Annotated in this window: 14 protein-coding genes and 2 pseudogenes; 15 read left to right on the plus strand and 1 reads right to left on the minus strand. The window is 40.3% G+C overall.

Translation table 11 applies throughout. From position 1 onward, the window contains the following. Positions 1-38 precede the first annotated feature (38 nt). From M3600_RS10430 to M3600_RS10480, 12 genes and pseudogenes are all read left to right on the plus strand, one after another. The gene (locus tag M3600_RS10430) at positions 39-950 is read left to right on the plus strand and encodes an ACP S-malonyltransferase (protein ID WP_237942764.1); all 912 of its coding nucleotides are present in this window, start codon (positions 39-41) and stop codon (positions 948-950) included. Beyond that, positions 929-2,581, plus strand: coding sequence for a malonate decarboxylase subunit alpha (gene mdcA / locus M3600_RS10435; protein WP_251645807.1), 1,653 nt, complete (start codon positions 929-931; stop codon positions 2,579-2,581). The genes M3600_RS10430 and mdcA overlap by 22 nt, the downstream gene beginning before the upstream one ends. Before the next feature lies 1 nt (position 2,582). Next, positions 2,583-3,407 carry a triphosphoribosyl-dephospho-CoA synthase gene (locus M3600_RS10440; protein ID WP_251645809.1) on the plus strand — a complete coding sequence of 275 codons (825 nt, stop codon included), beginning with the start codon at positions 2,583-2,585 and terminating at the stop codon, positions 3,405-3,407. A gap of 18 nt (positions 3,408-3,425) precedes the next feature. Continuing rightward, entirely contained in the window at positions 3,426-3,725 is a 300-nt protein-coding gene (locus M3600_RS10445) for a malonate decarboxylase subunit delta (RefSeq protein WP_251645811.1), read from the plus strand. Next, positions 3,715-5,388, plus strand: a complete 1,674-nt coding sequence (gene mdcD, locus M3600_RS10450; protein ID WP_251645813.1) for a biotin-independent malonate decarboxylase subunit beta — start codon at positions 3,715-3,717, stop codon at positions 5,386-5,388. Before M3600_RS10445 ends, mdcD begins: the two co-directional genes overlap by 11 nt. Then, entirely contained in the window at positions 5,382-5,996 is a 615-nt protein-coding gene (locus M3600_RS10455; RefSeq protein WP_237942754.1) for a malonate decarboxylase holo-ACP synthase, read from the plus strand. Before mdcD ends, M3600_RS10455 begins: the two co-directional genes overlap by 7 nt. A gap of 352 nt (positions 5,997-6,348) precedes the next feature. Further along, a pseudogene (gene cdiI / locus M3600_RS29355) lies at positions 6,349-6,528 on the plus strand (ribonuclease toxin immunity protein CdiI); the annotation flags it as partial. Between the two features lie 329 nt (positions 6,529-6,857). Then, positions 6,858-8,252: a M20/M25/M40 family metallo-hydrolase gene (locus M3600_RS10460; protein WP_233315254.1), complete on the plus strand. Its 1,395-nt coding sequence runs from the start codon at positions 6,858-6,860 to the stop codon at positions 8,250-8,252. Continuing rightward, positions 8,224-9,468: an MFS transporter gene (locus M3600_RS10465; RefSeq protein ID WP_251645815.1), complete on the plus strand. Its 1,245-nt coding sequence runs from the start codon at positions 8,224-8,226 to the stop codon at positions 9,466-9,468. The genes M3600_RS10460 and M3600_RS10465 overlap by 29 nt, the downstream gene beginning before the upstream one ends. Further along, positions 9,437-10,084, plus strand: a complete 648-nt coding sequence (locus tag M3600_RS10470; RefSeq protein ID WP_251645816.1) for a GntR family transcriptional regulator — start codon at positions 9,437-9,439, stop codon at positions 10,082-10,084. The genes M3600_RS10465 and M3600_RS10470 overlap by 32 nt, the downstream gene beginning before the upstream one ends. A 13-nt stretch (positions 10,085-10,097) precedes the next feature. Then, positions 10,098-11,222, plus strand: a complete 1,125-nt coding sequence (gene menC / locus M3600_RS10475; RefSeq protein WP_251645818.1) for an o-succinylbenzoate synthase — start codon at positions 10,098-10,100, stop codon at positions 11,220-11,222. Between the two features lie 541 nt (positions 11,223-11,763). Continuing rightward, positions 11,764-12,686 (plus strand): annotated as a pseudogene (locus M3600_RS10480) (glycoside hydrolase family 1 protein). A gap of 89 nt (positions 12,687-12,775) precedes the next feature. Here M3600_RS10480 and M3600_RS10485 read toward each other — a convergent pair. Then, positions 12,776-13,726, minus strand: coding sequence for a site-specific integrase (locus tag M3600_RS10485; protein WP_251645820.1), 951 nt, complete (start codon positions 13,724-13,726; stop codon positions 12,776-12,778). Positions 13,727-14,113: 387 nt separating this feature from the next. On the opposite strand from M3600_RS10485, the gene M3600_RS10490 reads away from it, so the two are divergent. From M3600_RS10490 to pstA, 3 genes are all read left to right on the plus strand, one after another. Further along, a complete protein-coding gene (locus M3600_RS10490) occupies positions 14,114-15,004 on the plus strand; it encodes a phosphate ABC transporter substrate-binding protein (RefSeq protein WP_233315259.1) in 891 nt (296 codons plus the stop codon). Between the two features lie 68 nt (positions 15,005-15,072). Further along, the gene (gene pstC / locus M3600_RS10495) at positions 15,073-15,996 is read left to right on the plus strand and encodes a phosphate ABC transporter permease subunit PstC (RefSeq protein ID WP_233315260.1); all 924 of its coding nucleotides are present in this window, start codon (positions 15,073-15,075) and stop codon (positions 15,994-15,996) included. Then, positions 15,996-16,883, plus strand: a complete 888-nt coding sequence (pstA, locus tag M3600_RS10500; protein WP_233315261.1) for a phosphate ABC transporter permease PstA — start codon at positions 15,996-15,998, stop codon at positions 16,881-16,883. The genes pstC and pstA overlap by 1 nt, the downstream gene beginning before the upstream one ends. Positions 16,884-16,886: the final 3 nt, after the last annotated feature.

A 16,886-nucleotide genomic window follows, 5' to 3' on the forward strand; every position in this document is an offset into this window, starting at 1 on the left:
ATTGTAAAGAATTGTATAAACTTTTAGGAGCGAAAAGCATGAAAATTGTCTTTACCTTTCCAGGGCAAGGAGAACAAGTTCCTGGAATGCTGAGTGATGTGCCAGACTATGTGAATCAGGTGAAAGAGAGTATCGGAATTACTTTGTGTGATGATAAGGAGGCTTTTCAGTCGACTTTTTGGGTGCAGTTAGCTTTATTTGTGAAAGGAGTAGCTGCTGCGAGAGAGTTAATGGAGAAAGGGATTACTCCGCAGTTTGTTGCTGGACATTCGATTGGTGCATTTGCGGCAGCGGTTATTGCTGGTGTATTGACTTTTGACGATGCTATTAAACTAGTATATCAGCGGGCAAAACGAACGGAGGAAGCATATCCAGAAGGTTATGGAATGGGTGTAATCAGCGGACTTACGGAGCGTGAAGTGAAAAAGGCAGTTGAACTTTCACATACGCAAGCATCACCTGTGTTTCTTTCCAATCTTAACTCAGAACTGCAGATTGCCGTTTCTGGAACTCTGAAAGGAATACATACAGCATTCAAACATGCGCAAGATCTTGGTGCCAGAAAAACAACAATGCTTAAAGTAGCAATCCCATCACACTGTCCATTAATGGCTGATGTTTCACGAGAACTGCTGGAGTTAGTAGGTACATTTACTTTAAATAATCCGAAAATTCCTTATTTGGCAAATCACACTGGAAGAGTTATAAGACAAAAAGATAAAATCGCAGAAGACTTGGCTTTAAATGTAGCCTATCCTGTGCGCTGGCATGACATGGCTGAGATATGTGTTGAGTCTGGTGCGGATACTTTTGTTGAAATGCCGCCTGGTAATGTATTAACGAATCTTGTTAAGCAAGCACATGGAACAACACGGCAAATCGCTGTCGATAAAGTCGGTCTGGAAGCAACATGTTATTTAATTAATAAATGGAAGGAGCAAGCAGAGTGAATAAATGGACGCAAAAGCGTGATAAAAAACGAGCGAAATTAGATAAAGCAAGCCGCTTGCTGGACGGAAAATTTGTAGACACCTCTCGGATTGTAGAGCTGATGGAATTACTGATTGAACCAGGCTCAAGAGTAGTGTTAGAAGGAGATAATCAAAAGCAGGCGTCATTCCTGTCTAAAAAACTGTTAGAAGTAGACCCTGCCAAGGTAAATGAGCTGCATATGATCATGTCGAGCATCTCAATGCCTGAACATTTAGATATATTTGAATACGAAATCGCTTCAAAAATCGATTTTTCCTACTCTGGTTCGCAAAGCTTGCGTGTTGCACAAATGATTGAAGATGGAACGTTAAAGCTTGGCGATATACATACCTATTTAGAGTTATTTGGACGTCTGTTTATTGATTTAATCCCGGATGTTGTTTTAGTTGCGGCAGATAAAGCAGATAAGGACGGAAACTTGTATACAGGTAATAATACAGAAGAGACACCAACGATTGTAGAAGCAGCTGCCTTTAAAGATGGCATTGTTATTGTGCAGGTTAATGACATTGTGGATGAATTGCCTCGTGTTGATATACCAGGGTCATGGGTTGATGTGGTAGTAAAAGCTGATAAGCCATATGTCATTGAAGCGCTTTTCACACGAGATCCGCAAAACATTACCGAATTACAAGTGCTGATGGGCATGATGGCCATTAAGGGGGTATATGGAAAACATAATGTCCAGTCTTTAAATCATGGGATTGGCTTTAATACAGCTGCCATCGAGCTGTTGCTGCCTACATACGGGGAACAGCTCGGTTTAAAAGGAAAAATTGCTAGACATTGGGCGTTAAATCCTCATCCAACATTAATACCGGCAATTGAAAGCGGCTGGGTCGAAAGTGTGCACAGCTTTGGCAGTGAAGTCGGCATGGAGAACTATATTGCAGCTCGACCTGATATCTTTTTCGTCGGCCAAGATGGTTCGATGCGCTCTAACCGTGCATTATGCCAAGTTGCAGGACAATTTGCGGTTGATATGTTTATCGGTTCAACACTGCAAATGGACGCACAAGCTAATTCCTCAACAGTAACAGCAGGACGCTTAGCCGGGTTTGGAGGAGCACCGAATATGGGCCATGATCCGCGCGGACGCCGCCATGCAACACCAGCATGGCTTGAAATGATTGAAAAACCGCATGAGCTGGCAAAAGGCCGTAAGCTTGTCGTGCAAATGGTCGAAACATTCGGTGCCAATAAAAAGCCGGTGTTTGTTGATTCGTTAGATGCGATTCAAGTAAAAACACAGTCAGGACTTGCGGTTACACCAACGATGATTTACGGCGATGATGTGACCCATGTTATTACAGAGGAAGGCATCGCTTATCTTTATAAGTCTGACAGCTTAGAAGAACGGAAAAAAGCACTTGCTGCAATTGCTGGTGTGACGCCTTTAGGGATGGAAAGCAAAGAAAGAGATGTTAGGAGCCTGAGAGACCAAGGCATTGTCGCCTATCCAGAGGATCTTGGCATTGCCAGACAGCAAGCAAAACGCTCTCTTCTTGCTGCAAGGTCTGTTAGTGATTTAGTAGAGTGGTCAGAAGGTCTTTACGTGCCGCCTGCAAAATTCCGGAGCTGGTCTTAATATGCTGGCAGTTAAATCTGCAGCACTTGTAGAGGAATTAGCTTCCAAAGCAGTAAAAGCGTTAATCGATGAAGCAATGCTCACCCCTAAGCCAGGGTTAGTAGATGCAAACAATAACGGCTCCCATGCTGATATGTCCCTTGAACTCATGCTGAAATCAGCAAAAGCATTAGAAGGAACATTTAGAGAGATTGCCTTCGTTTCTTATCTTCATCCTTTGAATCAAAAGCTTCGTGAGAAAATAGCAGCCATAGGAAGACAAGGGGAGCAGGCGATGCTTTCTGCTACTAATGGCATCAATACACATAAAGGTGCGATTTGGGCATTGGGGTTATTGGTTAGTGCTAAGGCTTCGCTTCCAGAGGAAAAGAACCCTATTAAGATATTAGAAACGGCAGGAAAAATTGCTTCCTTTAAAGACAGGTTCACACCAAATAATCAAACCCATGGACAGGCAGTAAAAAAGAAGTATGCAGTTATGGGGGCACAAGAAGAAGCACAATTCGGTTTCCCTCATATCCGTGATGCATCTTTACTTGCCTTACTTAAAGCTCGGTCTGTAGGAAAGCCAGATGAGGAAGCACAAATAGAAGCATTGCTGGCTTTAATGGCAACCGTCGATGATACATGTATATTACACCGTGGAGATTGGGCGGATTTAGTTGCAATAAAAACGATGGCAGGAGAATTTTTACTTTGGGATGGGTTCGCAACCACTAAGGGAAGAGAGATTTTCCAATGCTTATCTGATTACTGTAAAACAAAGCGCCTATCGCCGGGAGGCAGCGCTGATCTATTAGCAGCAACACTATTTTTAGTCAGTTAATTACGGAGGTGTTCAACTATGGAAAAACTACAGTTTCACTTTGAAACTTCTAAACCGATTCAAACTGCAGCACATATAGGTGTTGTCGGTTCAGGAGATTTGGAAATCATTCTAGAGCCGGCAGAGGGAACAAAAACAGAAGTCAGCGTGCTCACCGGCAGTGATGGCTTTGGTGAAATATGGGACAATGTATTGGAACGTTTTTTCAATCGCTACCCTATTACCGCGAACATAACAATCCATGATTTCGGTGCAACACCAGGCGTTGTGCAGTTAAGGCTTACACAAGCATTGGAGGTGATCGGCTTTGCGGAATAGTTTAGTAGAATTAAATGGCCGTGAGCGGGCACAAGCATTAGTGGACAAAGGTACATTCCGCGAGCTGCTGGGACCGCTCGATAAAATGCAGTCACCCCATTTAGAGCCTCAAGGAATTGTTCCGCAAAGTGATGATGGCGTTATCGTTGCTCGTGGACAAATTAATCAAAAGGATGTTGTCGTTATTTCGTTAGAAGGTGCGTTTCAAGGCGGCGGCATTGGTGAAGTGAGCGGTGCGAAGATTGCTGGCGCACTGGAATTGGCCCTTGAAGAGAATAAACAAGGCAACCCTGTTTATCCAATTATCTTATTTGATACAGGCGGCGTCCGTCTGCAGGAAGCAAATTACGGATTATTGTCCATTTCCGAAATCTGCAATCAGATTGTAGCCTTACGTCAATACGTTCCTGTTGTTGGACTAATTCCAGGGAGAGTCGGCGCTTTCGGAGGCATGTCCATTGTCGCCGAACTATGTACAACATTGCTTGCAACAAATAAAGCACGGTTAGGTCTGAATGGTCCAGAGGTAATCGAACAAGAAGCTGGTGTCATGGAATTTGATTCAAGTGATAAAGCATTGATTTGGAATACGATTGGTGCTAGTCAGCGGGAGAGAACAGGATTGCTGGAGGAAGTAGTGGAGAACGATGTTGAGTCGATTGTCGCTGCTATTAAAGCGGCGTTTTCAGCTGGAAAAAAATCGGCCAAAACAGAACAAGTCGACTTTCATCTTTCTTTATTAAAAGAAATGGATACTGCAATAGAATGGAATCCAAAACGATATGCTGAGTATTACAACCAGCATAAGGCAGTGAAGCAGTCTGTGCCAATGGCAACAGCAGGTGTTAGCGCTATGTCACAATCAAGAGGCTATAAATGGTTTTCTGCATTAACAGGTATCACACATCCGACTAGTGCAACACCATCCATTCTAGCTGCTGATGTAACTAAGAATGACCAACTTGCTCGTTATATAGCAATTGTACCGGATGCTAATAATCATTTTCCTAGAGCTCGGAATGGGGAAGTAGGTCTGCTTGAGGGCTGGACTGCTGCGCAAATAGTACGCGATGTCATCCATCAAGATGCAGACAAGGAAACAAAACGCCCTATTATCGCTATTATTGATGTACCAAGTCAGGCGTATGGCTATAAGGAAGAGCTGATTGGTATCAGCTTAGCATTAGCAGCAAGCGCAGATGCTTATGCAACAGCACGGCAAAAGGGCCATCCTGTTATTGGATTAATTGTCGGCAATGCTATCTCTGGCGGGTTTTTAGCTCATGGCTTACAGTCTAACCGGTTAATTGCACTTGACGATGACAAAATCAACATTCAAGCAATGTCAAAAGCCTCTGCAGCAAGAATTACAAAACGCACAATTGAACAGCTGGAAGAAGCAACGAAATCCGTGCCCTCAATGGCATATGATGTTCGCAGTTATCAATCAATAGGACCGCTGTATAAATTACTTGCCAATATTGATGCGGATGCTCCAACGGAAAAAGATATGGAAATAGTAGAGCAAACTTTAACAGAAGCAATTAATAGCACAAAGAATGCAGCGACTGATTTAAGCTTCCGTTTACAAACAGATGAAGCAAGAAACGGCGGCCGTGCTGCAACGATTAAAGTCCGTGAAATGTTGAGACAGCAATGGTAATTCAACCACATGACTTAATAAAAGTCTCTGATTTATCACAGCTGCAATGGAAGGAAGACAACGAATGGGTCACTGCCTCGTTAAGGCGTGCCCCATTCGTTGTCGTGCGCCGAGCGGAACAAACTAGTGATTATATTCCTGTAGGAATTCGAGGGGAGCAACGTAACCAGCGGCAAGCAGCGCTGCTACATCGAAACGGAATAGAAGAAATTATCACTCCCTACAAACTAGCAGAACAAAAAAGCTGGAACTCATTAAACGCACAAAGACGAGAACTGCCGGTGTTAAGAAGCTTCAATAAAGTGGCAGAAATCATGGGCAACTGGCAGTGGGGTCCGACAGGCAGTGCCGGCTTTGAACTAGCGACTGGATATCAAGCTTTAAAGGAAACAAGCGACCTAGATATTGTAGTACAAGCACCGCAACCAATTGTGATCACAGAGGCAGAAGAGGTACTGCAGCAATTAGATCTTTTACCAATTCGCACAGATATCCAAATAGAAACAGGTAACGGTGCGTTTTTATTGCGAGAATGGATAAACAAACGAACAGATAAAATAATTTTACGTACCCAAAAGGGACCAGAATTGGTTTCTAACCCTTGGTAATAGAGGGATTCAAATGAAAATTTATCATAGAAAAAGAGGGGAAATAATATCCTCTTTCACTTTATTGTTGAAGAACAGGTATTATTAAGAACTTTTTCCCGTCTATTGTTAAAGAACTAGGTGATACAGATATGAAAGAATTATCAGAAGCAGAACAAAGACAGCTAATTAAATTTTATTATGGACATATGGGAATTGGGGAATTCTTAACTATATTAGAACAGTATTCCAAAGAATAGGGATATGGAGATGAATACGCGCGATATGTTTTTGCGAGTTATTGCGAAGAATGAGAAGAAGATTACTTCGGTGAAGAAGGTATTATTTATTACTTGATTATCCTGCTGTCGACGAAGATACAGAAATTATATTAGATTACCAAACGTTTTATCGATATCTAAAAGAAGACTGTGAAGAGTATTTACTAAAACGCCCAAAGGATAGAGAAAAGGTAAAGGAATGTCTTCTGAAATCAAAGGGAAATTTAATATTGAAGGATAGACTCGTAGGTATAGCCCTACGAGTCCTTTAATTATAGTTATTTCTCATATACTATGCAGTAATTTTTACGCATCCAAAATGACAAAAAATTAATAACAATTAGCAATAAAGTAAGACTATAGAAACTCTGTACTAGGTAAAAGAGGGACAAACTGTTTATCTCTCCATTTTCTGTAAAATCATGCAAACTTAGTTTCTATTTTAAAATAATAACCTCCCAGCCTTATCTTAAAATAGTATTGATAATAAATAAATCTAATATAAATAATTTTCTGATAATATATTGACTTCTCTTTCCCTAGGTAGTAACTTATTGATTAGAAATTGTCGACAATCGACAATGAAGAAGGAGGTTTTCGTGTGGCAACTACCAATATTCAAGAATTTGTTGATTCTAACAGAACGAAGAATATAGATGAGCTTATCGCATTAGTTAAACAAAAAAGTATTAGCTCTAGCGGTGAAGGGATGCAGGAGACGGTTCTGAAAGTGTCTGAGCTGCTAGAAAGTCTGCAAGCAAAGACACAGGTCATTCAAACGGCTGGACACCCGATCGTGTTTGGTGAAATTAAAGGGGAGCAGGATTTTACGGTCTTATTGTATGGTCATTATGATGTGATGGCACCAGACCCAATTGATGCATGGGTCAGCCCTCCATTTGAACCAAGTATTAGAGATGGCCGCTTGTATGGCCGTGGTGTTGGTGATAATAAAGGTCAGCTAATGGCGCAATTACTTGGGATTAAGGCTTATTTAGAAATACATAAACAGCTTCCTTTTCATGTGAAATTTGTGTTTGAAGGGGAAGAAGAGCAAGGCAGTGCTAACCTTGCAGCATTTGTGGAAGAGCATAAAGATGGAATCTTACAATCTGATCTTGCCATTTCAATCGACGGCTCTTGTCATGAAAGCGGCGCACCTGTGCTTCGTCTTGGTGTTCGCGGCATGTTATATGTGGAGCTTGAAGCTGTATCTGCGAGCCAGGATAATCATTCCGGCAACACAGGCAATATCATTAAAAATCCGGCGTGGAAGTTAGTTGAATTATTGTCACAGATGCAGGGCGATGACGGCAAGGTGGCAATTAAAGATTTCTATAAAGGCGTACAAGCACCGAATGAACAAGAAAAAGCAATTTTAAACCGCATTCCTTATGATAGTGAAACATTAGCAGCTAAGATCGGGTTACCAAACCTGACTCTCTCCCAAGAAGAATACTTCACGAAATTAATGTATGAACCAACCTTAAACATTTCCGGTATCCATAGTGGTTATGTAGATGCAGGCGCAAAAACGGTTATACCGTCAAAAGCTTTGCTGAAGTTAGACATGCGTCTAGTCGGGAAGCAAAATCCTGATGAAATTTATCAAAATATCGAAAAAATGATTGAACCGCTTGAAGGTGTTTCTGTTTTAAAAATGGTATCCACTCCTCCGTCCAATACAAATATTGATTCCATTTTTGTGAAACCTGTTTTAGCAGCACTTGAACAAGGCTTTGGCATTAAACCTATTTTAGAACCAGTTATGCCGGGAACGTTGCCAAACTATGTGTGGACAGATATTTTAAATGTTCCTGTTCTGATTGTGCCTTACGCTAACTTCGATCAAGCGAATCATGCACCGAATGAAAACTTGAAGCTCGTTAATTTTGAAAGTGGCATTAAATCTACTTATCATATAATCTCGGAGATTTCTAAAATAATAGAAGGCGGAGTGAAGGCGAATGAGTACGTTAAAGGGAACTCGATCTAAATATTTTGTATTTACACTTGTGTACATAGGCTATTGTATTTGTTATATCGACAGGGCCGCTATTTCACTTGCTTTAACGTATATTGGAGCAGAATTCAACCTTGATGCAACCCAGCTCGGTTTAGTTGTCAGTGTTTTCTTCTTCAGCTATGCGTTAATGCAAATTCCAGGCGGCTGGTTAGCCGATAAGTTTGGTTCGAATATCGTTGCACTTATCGCAATCCTGTTATGGTCGCTCTTCACTGCGATGACAGGTATGGCCTGGTCATTAGTTTCCTTATTGTTTATTCGTATCCTTTTCGGGATTGGTGAAGGTGCTTATCCAACAGCTAGTTTGAAGGCAGTGTCTGAAGTATTTCCACAGTCGCAGCGACCAAAAGCAGTAACTGGTATGCTGTCTTCCAATTATGTTGGAAGTGCCATCGCACCGCTAATTATTGCACCATTAATCTTAGCTGTCGGCTGGAGAAGCACGTTTTATATTATTGGAGTTGTCGGTATCGTATTTGCAGTCTTTTACTACTTCTGGCTTCGCCCAATCAAGCAAACTACTGCCGCAACGCAAGCTAAAGCTAAAAATTCAATAAGCTATAAAGAGCTATTAAAAAGCACCATCATTTGGCAGTTAGTAATCATTTGTTTCGGTGTCAGTATCGTCAACAAAGGGCTAGATTCTTGGATGCCAACTTACTTGCTTAATGTTCGCGGTGTTGACTTAAAGGCAATCTCGATTCTCGTACCGCTCCCATTTATTGCTGCAGGTCTAGGGGCAGCAATGAGCGGATGGCTTATGATGAAGTTCTTCCAGCAAAAAGAAAAGTACTTGCTTAGTATTGTGTCTGTTTTAACAGCTGTTCTTATTTATGGAATGTATTCTTCTAAAACATTAACATCTGTTATCATCTTTCAAATACTAGTGTATTTCTTTAAATCCATTGCTTTTGGCTCTATCTTTGCTTTACTTGCAAGCTTTATCTTACCCGATAAGTTTGGTTCCGCTTCTGGAATTGTTAATTTCGGCGGACAGATCGCTGGTTTTGTTGCACCGCTTGCAATTGGATTCTTAATAGATTTATTTAATGGTTCATACAATGCGGCGTTTATGTTCTTGATTGCTGCTGTTGCCCTCTCCTTTATCGTTTCATTAACATTACGTGCTGTACCTAAAAGAAAGGAAGAAGAGGATGTTACTGCAAACCCAACAATTGCCCAATGAGATTTTTAATTATATGGTCAATCAAATCATTAATGGTGAATTGCCCCAAGGAAGCCGCATTCGAGAAAGTGATTATGCGGAAAAATTCTCTGTCAGCCGTTCGCCTGTAAGAGAAGCATTATACCGGCTCGAGCAGGAAGGAATTGCTGTTAAAAAGCCGCGGAAAGGCAGCTTTGTCAAAGAATTCTCGACGCAAGATGTTTACGATATTTTTGAAATCAGAAACAATCTCGAACAAATGGCGATACGCCGCTTAAACCAAGTTGATATTTCTGATTATTCATTCAACTCTTTACAAGAAGAATTAAAGCAAATGAAAAATGTCAAAAATCAAGTGGACTATACGTTAATGAACTTTAACTTTCACTATCATATGATTTGTTTAAGCAATAGTGATGTTCTCCAAGAATTCTACTTGAAGCTGAAATATCCGTTGTTAATGTTCCAAAATCTTAACTTTACATTTGAAAATCGCATCAATCTCTCCATTTCGGAGCACGAAAAGATGCTTGATTTGATACAACAAGGCAAGTTTGACGAGCTGCAAGACATCTTGTTGACGCACAATAATCGCGTATTAACCAACTTAAAAGACTATTTAAAAAAACAATCTTAAGGAGTGTATGACCATGAAAATTGATAAAATTGTGTTAAGAAAAGTAGACATCCCGTTAAAAGCACCATTCGAAACAAGCTTTGCTGCAATGACTGCAAAAAAATGCATCATTGTTGAGATTCATGGCGAAGGGAAAATTGGTTATGGAGAATGCTCAGCATTTGAATTCCCTTTATACAACGAAGAGTTTGTAAATGGCTGTTGGGCAGCATTACAAGATTGCTTAATTCCATTATTGCTAAAAGAAGAAGATATTGCCCATCCTGACGAAACAAGCACTATCTTTGAACATATCCGTAAAAATAACTTAGCAAAATCATCTATTAACTGTGCGCTTTGGGATCTGTATGCAAAAATCGAAAACAAACCAGTTTACCAGCTCCTTGGCGGAACAAAATCACAAGTAGAAACAGGGGTCAGCATCGGTATTCAAAAGGATGCTGCTACGATGGTTAAAGTAGTGCAAGGCTATTTAGATGAAGGCTACAGACGAGTTAAAATTAAAATCAAACCAGGCAAAGATGTTGAAATTATGAAAGCTGTTCGAGAAGAATTCAGCGACATTATGCTGATGGCAGACGCTAACTCTGCTTACACACTAGATGATATCGAGGTATTCAAAGAGCTAGATAAACTCGATTTAATCATGATCGAACAACCGCTTGATCATGACGATATCGTGGACCATGCAACACTACAAGCACAAATCAATACAAAAATCTGTCTTGATGAAAGCATCAACACAGTTGAAGATGCACGAAAAGCTATCGAACTAGGAAGCTGCGGTATCATCAACATTAAAGTAGGCCGTGTTGGCGGGTTGACAGAAGCGAAAAAAATCCAAGCACTTTGTGAGTCCCACGGTATTCCAGTATGGTGCGGCGGCATGGTAGATTCAGGTATCGCTCGTGCCCATAACATTGCTGCGGCAACATTATCAGGCTTCACACTGCCGAATGACATCGCAGCATCATCTCGTTATTACAACCAAGATATCATTAACCCAGCGATTGAATTAAACGGCACCTATGTAGATGTCCCACAACAAGCAGGACTTGGTTATGATATTGATGATTACGCACTAGATCAGTTTACTGTTGAAAAGAAAGTGGTTGTGAATGAGAGTGTAGCTGTCTAATAAAAAAAGTTCAAACTGAACTGTTATCATCAATGTAGAATAATGACCTTAGCTCAAGCTAAGGTCATTTGGTTTTTTGGCAAGCGTTTTGAAAATAAAAAGACAGAATGTGAGCGTTATCATGTTCTTATCCAGTTAATTTGACACTTATCAGCACAAGAAAAAAGTCTCCTGAAATTTTGATTTAATATTGTGCACCAAACCAGGTTGTCTACATATGATGTTAGGGAATTGCATGGAGGACATGCTGTTCAAAAAATACAATTCGCCTTTTGTATGGCAAATCCACTTGGTTCGCTTCCTTTCATTAAGTAGCCGCTCTTTTTGAAGAGAAGAGAGGGGCTGCTTTCTATACATATTTTACTCCTATTCCGCATCACCTTGACATAGCCTTTGTACATCCTATACATGATATAAATACACAGTAATAATCTGATAAAGCACTGCATGTGTCTGAATATCTGTTTGGTGTGGGAAGTATATGCCATCAGCTGGTGCAAATATTGAGCTTCCAACAGCAGATGAAAAGGTGGAGATTTAAATGACAGAGAAAAGCTATTTTCAAAAGGGATTTTTATGGGGTGGAGCGATTGCAGCAAACCAAGCAGAAGGTGCTTGGGATAAGGACGGTAAGGGAATGTCTGTGGCAGATGTGGCAATATATAAGCCGAATATAGATAAAAGCGATTATGTCAGTCAGTGGCATGTTAGTCCAGAACAAATAGAAGAGGCCATGCAAACAGATGGTCCTGTTTATTATCCGAAAAGACACGGCATTGACTTTTATCAGCGCTATGAAGAGGATTTAGCATTAATGGAAGAAATAGGCATGAAATGTTTGCGAGTATCTATTGCTTGGACGAGGCTTTTTCCAACAGGTACAGAAGAAGAGCCGATTCAAGCGGCTATTGATTACTATGTACGTCTTTTTAAAGAAATGCGCTGAAGAAATATTGAACCACTTGTTACCCTGTCTCATTAAGAGATGCCACTCTATATAGTTAATCATTATGATGGCTGGGTTTCCCGTGAGGTAGTAGATATGTTTGTTACCTATTCGAAGGTATGCTTTAAACACTTTGGAGAGTATGTTAAGTACTGGCTAACCTTTAATGAAATTGACAGTGTTTTTAGACATCCATTTACAACAGTTGGTGTGGTAGAAGAAAAGTATGCGAGTAAAAAAGACGCAGAGGCAGCAATCTATCAAGCATTGCACCTTCTATTTGTCGAAAGCATTTTGAGCAAATGAACCTCGCCCGCAAGGAAGGAGTCGAAATGCTGGGCTATACACCATGGGGCTGTATTGATATCGTAAGTGCGTCTACCTCACAAATGTCAAAACGTTACGGCTTTATCTATGTTGATGCAGATGATTTAGGAAACGGTTCTTATGACAGAATTAAAAAGGACTCCTTTTATTGGTATAAGAAGGTTATAAAGACGAACGGTGCAGAATTGTAACACTAAAAGAGAAATTGAGCCCACTCAATTTCTCTTTTTTTATGAAAAATTCGCCGGAAAAATCCGAGTTTCTTCAATTATATATACCCTCACAAATTTCGCAGCACACTGCTCGCATTATTACGATATCTTTGCCCTGCCTGTACATACCGATCGACCATTTCTCTCGTCTTATGGCCAGTCTGTTTCATGATCGCAATATCGGTCATTCCCATCATCGCCGCACTTGTCGATAAGCCGCTTCGCAAGCTGTGTCCGCCAAACTGTCTTGGGTCCATACCGGCCAAGGCGACATACTTTTTAATGATTAAGGAAATCGACTTATCACTAAGTCTTCCATTTATATTGCCATGGCGATCAATGGAGCGGAACAACGCGCCGTTGAAAAGCTTTGCTGTTTCGATCCAATCCTCTGTTGCTTTGACAGGGCAATATTCATTATTGGAAAACACAACCCCTTTAATTAAATCATCATTTCTTGTTTTCGTGTCACGGACACTAACGTCCATGCCGAAATCATGAAATTCCAAATCATCGACATTAATCGCCACTAACTCTGACCGTCTGCTGGCAAGGGCAAAGCCTAATAAGATAATTGCTTTGTCGCGGACTCCTGCTAAGGTGGCAGTATCTATCTCACTTATTAAATCAGGCAGGTTTTTGAGCATCAATGCTTTCTTCGGTCTTTGCCGTGATCCTTTTTCTCTTCGTATCCCATCCATCAATGCAATCACTTCTAAGCTTTTCGTGGGACTGACATGCATGCTCATTTTATGTGCTTCACTGATAGATGCAATTCGTCTTCTTAATGTGGAGAATTTATGTGATTCCGCTAGCTCTGTTAAATAGAAGCAAATTGTTTCCACTTCGGCAGGGAGGGGGGAGACATTATGTAAGGCACACCAATCGGTGAAATGCTTCCAATCTGCATAATAGCTTTTTTTCGTATTATTACTTTTCGAGTGGGAGATATAATAGTTTATTTTGTCCATTTGCTGCTTTGTAAATGCAGGGGTATTTTTATGATCTGGAACGAGCATTTGTTCCTCTCCTAACTGCTTTTCTTGACTTCCGATAACTATATATTATCGGAAGTCAGCTTAAATGAGAAGTATTTAAGCCATTTTTAAGTAAAAATTTCTTATTTAGCCTTTGTTTTTCCATAAAAAAGAATGTTTCTAAGGAGCTCTACAAGGAAATTAGGTGAATGGTTATCCATTAAAGGAAAGTTAATTTCGTCAGAGAGCGAATCTCTGCATTCCTAATATTTGGTATAAAATGACTGCGATTGTATGCGATATTTTTAATCCTCGCATTAATAACTAATTATCTTGTAACACATACTAAGTTAGAAAAAATATTCCTTTCTACTAGAAGCAATCATGCCGGTAGTGAAAATATTTAAATATTTTATTGGAGGGCTATTAATGAAGAGCTTTAAAAGGTTTGGTTATGTATTAATGATTTTTGCATTAATGGTCATCGCTGCAGGATGCGGTGGCGGTAATGAAAATGCAGATAACGGTGACGAAAATTCTGGTTCCTTAGTTGTTTCTGGTTCCTCTGCTATGCAGCCGTTAATTGCTGCAGCGGCAGAAGAGTTCATGGCTGAAAATCCAAATGCAGATGTCCAAGTAAACGCAGGTGGCTCTGGTACGGGATTATCTCAAGTATCTGAAGGTTCTGTTGATATTGGTAACTCTGATGTGTATGCAGAAGAAAAAGAAGGCATTAAGGCTGATGAGCTAGTGGATCATAAAGTAGCAGTTGTCGGTATCACTGCTGCCGTTAATCCGAATGTAGGAATTACAGATATTTCGAAAGAGGATTTAATTAAGGTTTTCACAGGTAAAATTACAAACTGGAAGGATGTTGGCGGTAAAGACCAAAAAATCGTCCTCGTGAATCGTCCTGATTCTTCTGGAACTCGTGCAGTCTTTAATAAATTTGGTCTCGATGATGCAACACCTGCAGAAGGGATAACAGAGGACTCGTCTAATACAGTGAAGAAAATCTTAACGGAAACAGAAGGTGCAGTAGGTTATCTTGCTTTCTCCTATTTTACAGATGATTCTATAACAGCACTGTCTGTTGATGGAGTTGAGGCAAAAGAAGAAAATGTGCAAAATGGAACATTCCCAATCTGGGCTTATCAGCATTCCTACACGAAAGGGGAACCAAAAGGCTTAACAAAATCATTTCTTGATTATGTGATGTCAGAAGACATTCAAAGCACATTGCTGAAAGAGCAAGGATATTTACCTGTAACAGAAATGAAGGTAGAAAGAGATGCTGAGGGTAATCTGAAGGATCTTTAAAAAATTGAACAGGGTAGATGCTTTTATATGCATTTACCCTGTTAAGCCATAAGGGGAGGTTTTTTAGCATGAGAGAAAAAACGATTCCTGCAAAAGACAGATTATTGAAATCAGCAAAAACAGGAGTAGGCAATGAGTTCCGCGGGAAAATTCTCGTGACATTATGTGCAATCATTATGATTGCTGTGACGATTTCTATTACAATTTTCCTTGGAGTAAAAGGACTGCAATCATTTATTAAAAACGGAATTAGCCCGCTCGAGTTTTTGACAAGCACTGATTGGAATCCAACGAATAAAGCCAATCCAAAATTCGGGGCATTTCCATTTATTTTTGGCTCCTTTGCGGTCACTTTTCTGTCTGCACTTGTCGCAGCGCCACTCGGTATAGGAGCTGCTATTTTCATGACAGAGATTGCTCCTTCTTGGGGGAAAAAGATAATTCAGCCTGTCATTGAACTGCTTGTTGGGATTCCATCTGTTGTGTATGGATTTATTGGATTATCCGTATTAGTGCCGTTTATTAGAGATAATATCGGTGGTCTCGGTTTTAGTTTACTTGCGGGAACAATTGTACTCTCCATTATGATATTGCCTACAATTACAAGTATTGCTACAGATGCAATGAGTTCTTTACCTAATAATTTACGGGAAGGTTCATTTGCACTCGGAGCTACTCGGTGGCAGACAATATGGAAGGTTCTTATTCCAGCAGCACTGCCAACTTTGCTTACAGCAGTGATTTTAGGGATGGCACGTGCATTTGGTGAAGCATTAGCTGTGCAAATGGTAATTGGAAATGTAAAGGATTTGCCATCTAGCTTTCTTGATGCAGCTGCAACATTAACAACGATTATTACGTTGAATATGGGCCATACAACATACGGCAGTGTGGAAAATAATACACTTTGGTCGATGGGACTGATTTTGTTAATTATGTCATTTATCTTTATTATCCTCATTCGTTATGTGTCATCAAGGAGGAAAATGTAATGAACAGTAAAACAGCAGACCGTGTTGCAACAGTTGTATTAGTTGCTATTGCCACCATCATAGTATGTATATTAGTTGGATTGTTTGCTTATATTTTATTTAATGGTTTACGTTATGTTTCCCTTGATTTTCTAACATCGCCTTCCAGTAATGTTCGTGCTGGCGGCGGGGTTAGGGACCAGCTGTTTAATTCTTTATATATTCTTGTAATTACCATGATAATTTCTCTTCCTCTTGGAATTGGCGGCGGAATATTTATGGCAGAATACGCCCGACCTGGAAAAGTAACCGATATTATTCGCTCTTGTATTGAAGTATTATCATCTCTCCCATCCATTGTTATTGGAATGTTTGGTTTATTAATGTTTGTGAACTTGACTGGCTGGGGATACACAATATTAGGGGGAGCTTTGGCGCTTACCGTTTTTAATCTTCCTGTTCTAGTCAGGGTAAGTGAAGATGCTATTCGAACTGTTCCAAGAGAACTGAAGGAAGGAAGTCTTGCTCTTGGTATTACCCATTGGCATACGATTAAAACAGTTATTCTGCCTAGTGCGTTTCCTTCAATTCTGACTGGTGCGATTCTTGCATCAGGGCGTGTCTTTGGCGAAGCTGCCGCCTTGCTGTTTACAGCAGGACTTTCCACACCAAGGTTAAATTATCTTGATTGGAATCCGTTTTCTGACAGATCACCGCTGAATATCTTCCGGCCTGCCGAGACACTGGCTGTCCACATTTGGTCTGTTAATACACAAGGCTTAATTCCAGACATTGAACAAGTTTCTAATGGCGCATCTGCGGTTTTAATTTTGGCAGTCTTAATTTTCAACTTATTAGCAAGATGGATTGGAACACTTATTCATAAAAAAATCACGGCAACGAAATAGAAG

The organism is Niallia sp. MER 6, assembly GCF_023714395.1.
GTDB lineage: Bacteria > Bacillota > Bacilli > Bacillales > Cytobacillaceae > Niallia.

Bases quoted from the DNA above. Each gene is read 5' to 3' on its own strand.
- M3600_RS10465 (WP_251645815.1), top strand. From the start codon at position 8,224: ATGAGTACGTTAAAGGGAACTCGATCTAAATATTTTGTATTTACACTT.
- M3600_RS10490 (WP_233315259.1), top strand. From the start codon at position 14,114: ATGAAGAGCTTTAAAAGGTTTGGTTATGTATTAATGATTTTTGCATTA.
- M3600_RS10440 (WP_251645809.1), top strand. From the start codon at position 2,583: ATGCTGGCAGTTAAATCTGCAGCACTTGTAGAGGAATTAGCTTCCAAA.
- M3600_RS10430 (WP_237942764.1), top strand. From the start codon at position 39: ATGAAAATTGTCTTTACCTTTCCAGGGCAAGGAGAACAAGTTCCTGGA.
- M3600_RS10485 (WP_251645820.1), bottom strand. From the start codon at position 13,726: ATGCTCGTTCCAGATCATAAAAATACCCCTGCATTTACAAAGCAGCAA.
- pstA (WP_233315261.1), top strand. From the start codon at position 15,996: ATGAACAGTAAAACAGCAGACCGTGTTGCAACAGTTGTATTAGTTGCT.
- menC (WP_251645818.1), top strand. From the start codon at position 10,098: ATGAAAATTGATAAAATTGTGTTAAGAAAAGTAGACATCCCGTTAAAA.
- M3600_RS10445 (WP_251645811.1), top strand. From the start codon at position 3,426: ATGGAAAAACTACAGTTTCACTTTGAAACTTCTAAACCGATTCAAACT.
- pstC (WP_233315260.1), top strand. From the start codon at position 15,073: ATGAGAGAAAAAACGATTCCTGCAAAAGACAGATTATTGAAATCAGCA.
- mdcA (WP_251645807.1), top strand. From the start codon at position 929: ATGGAAGGAGCAAGCAGAGTGAATAAATGGACGCAAAAGCGTGATAAA.
- M3600_RS10470 (WP_251645816.1), top strand. From the start codon at position 9,437: ATGTTACTGCAAACCCAACAATTGCCCAATGAGATTTTTAATTATATG.
- M3600_RS10455 (WP_237942754.1), top strand. From the start codon at position 5,382: ATGGTAATTCAACCACATGACTTAATAAAAGTCTCTGATTTATCACAG.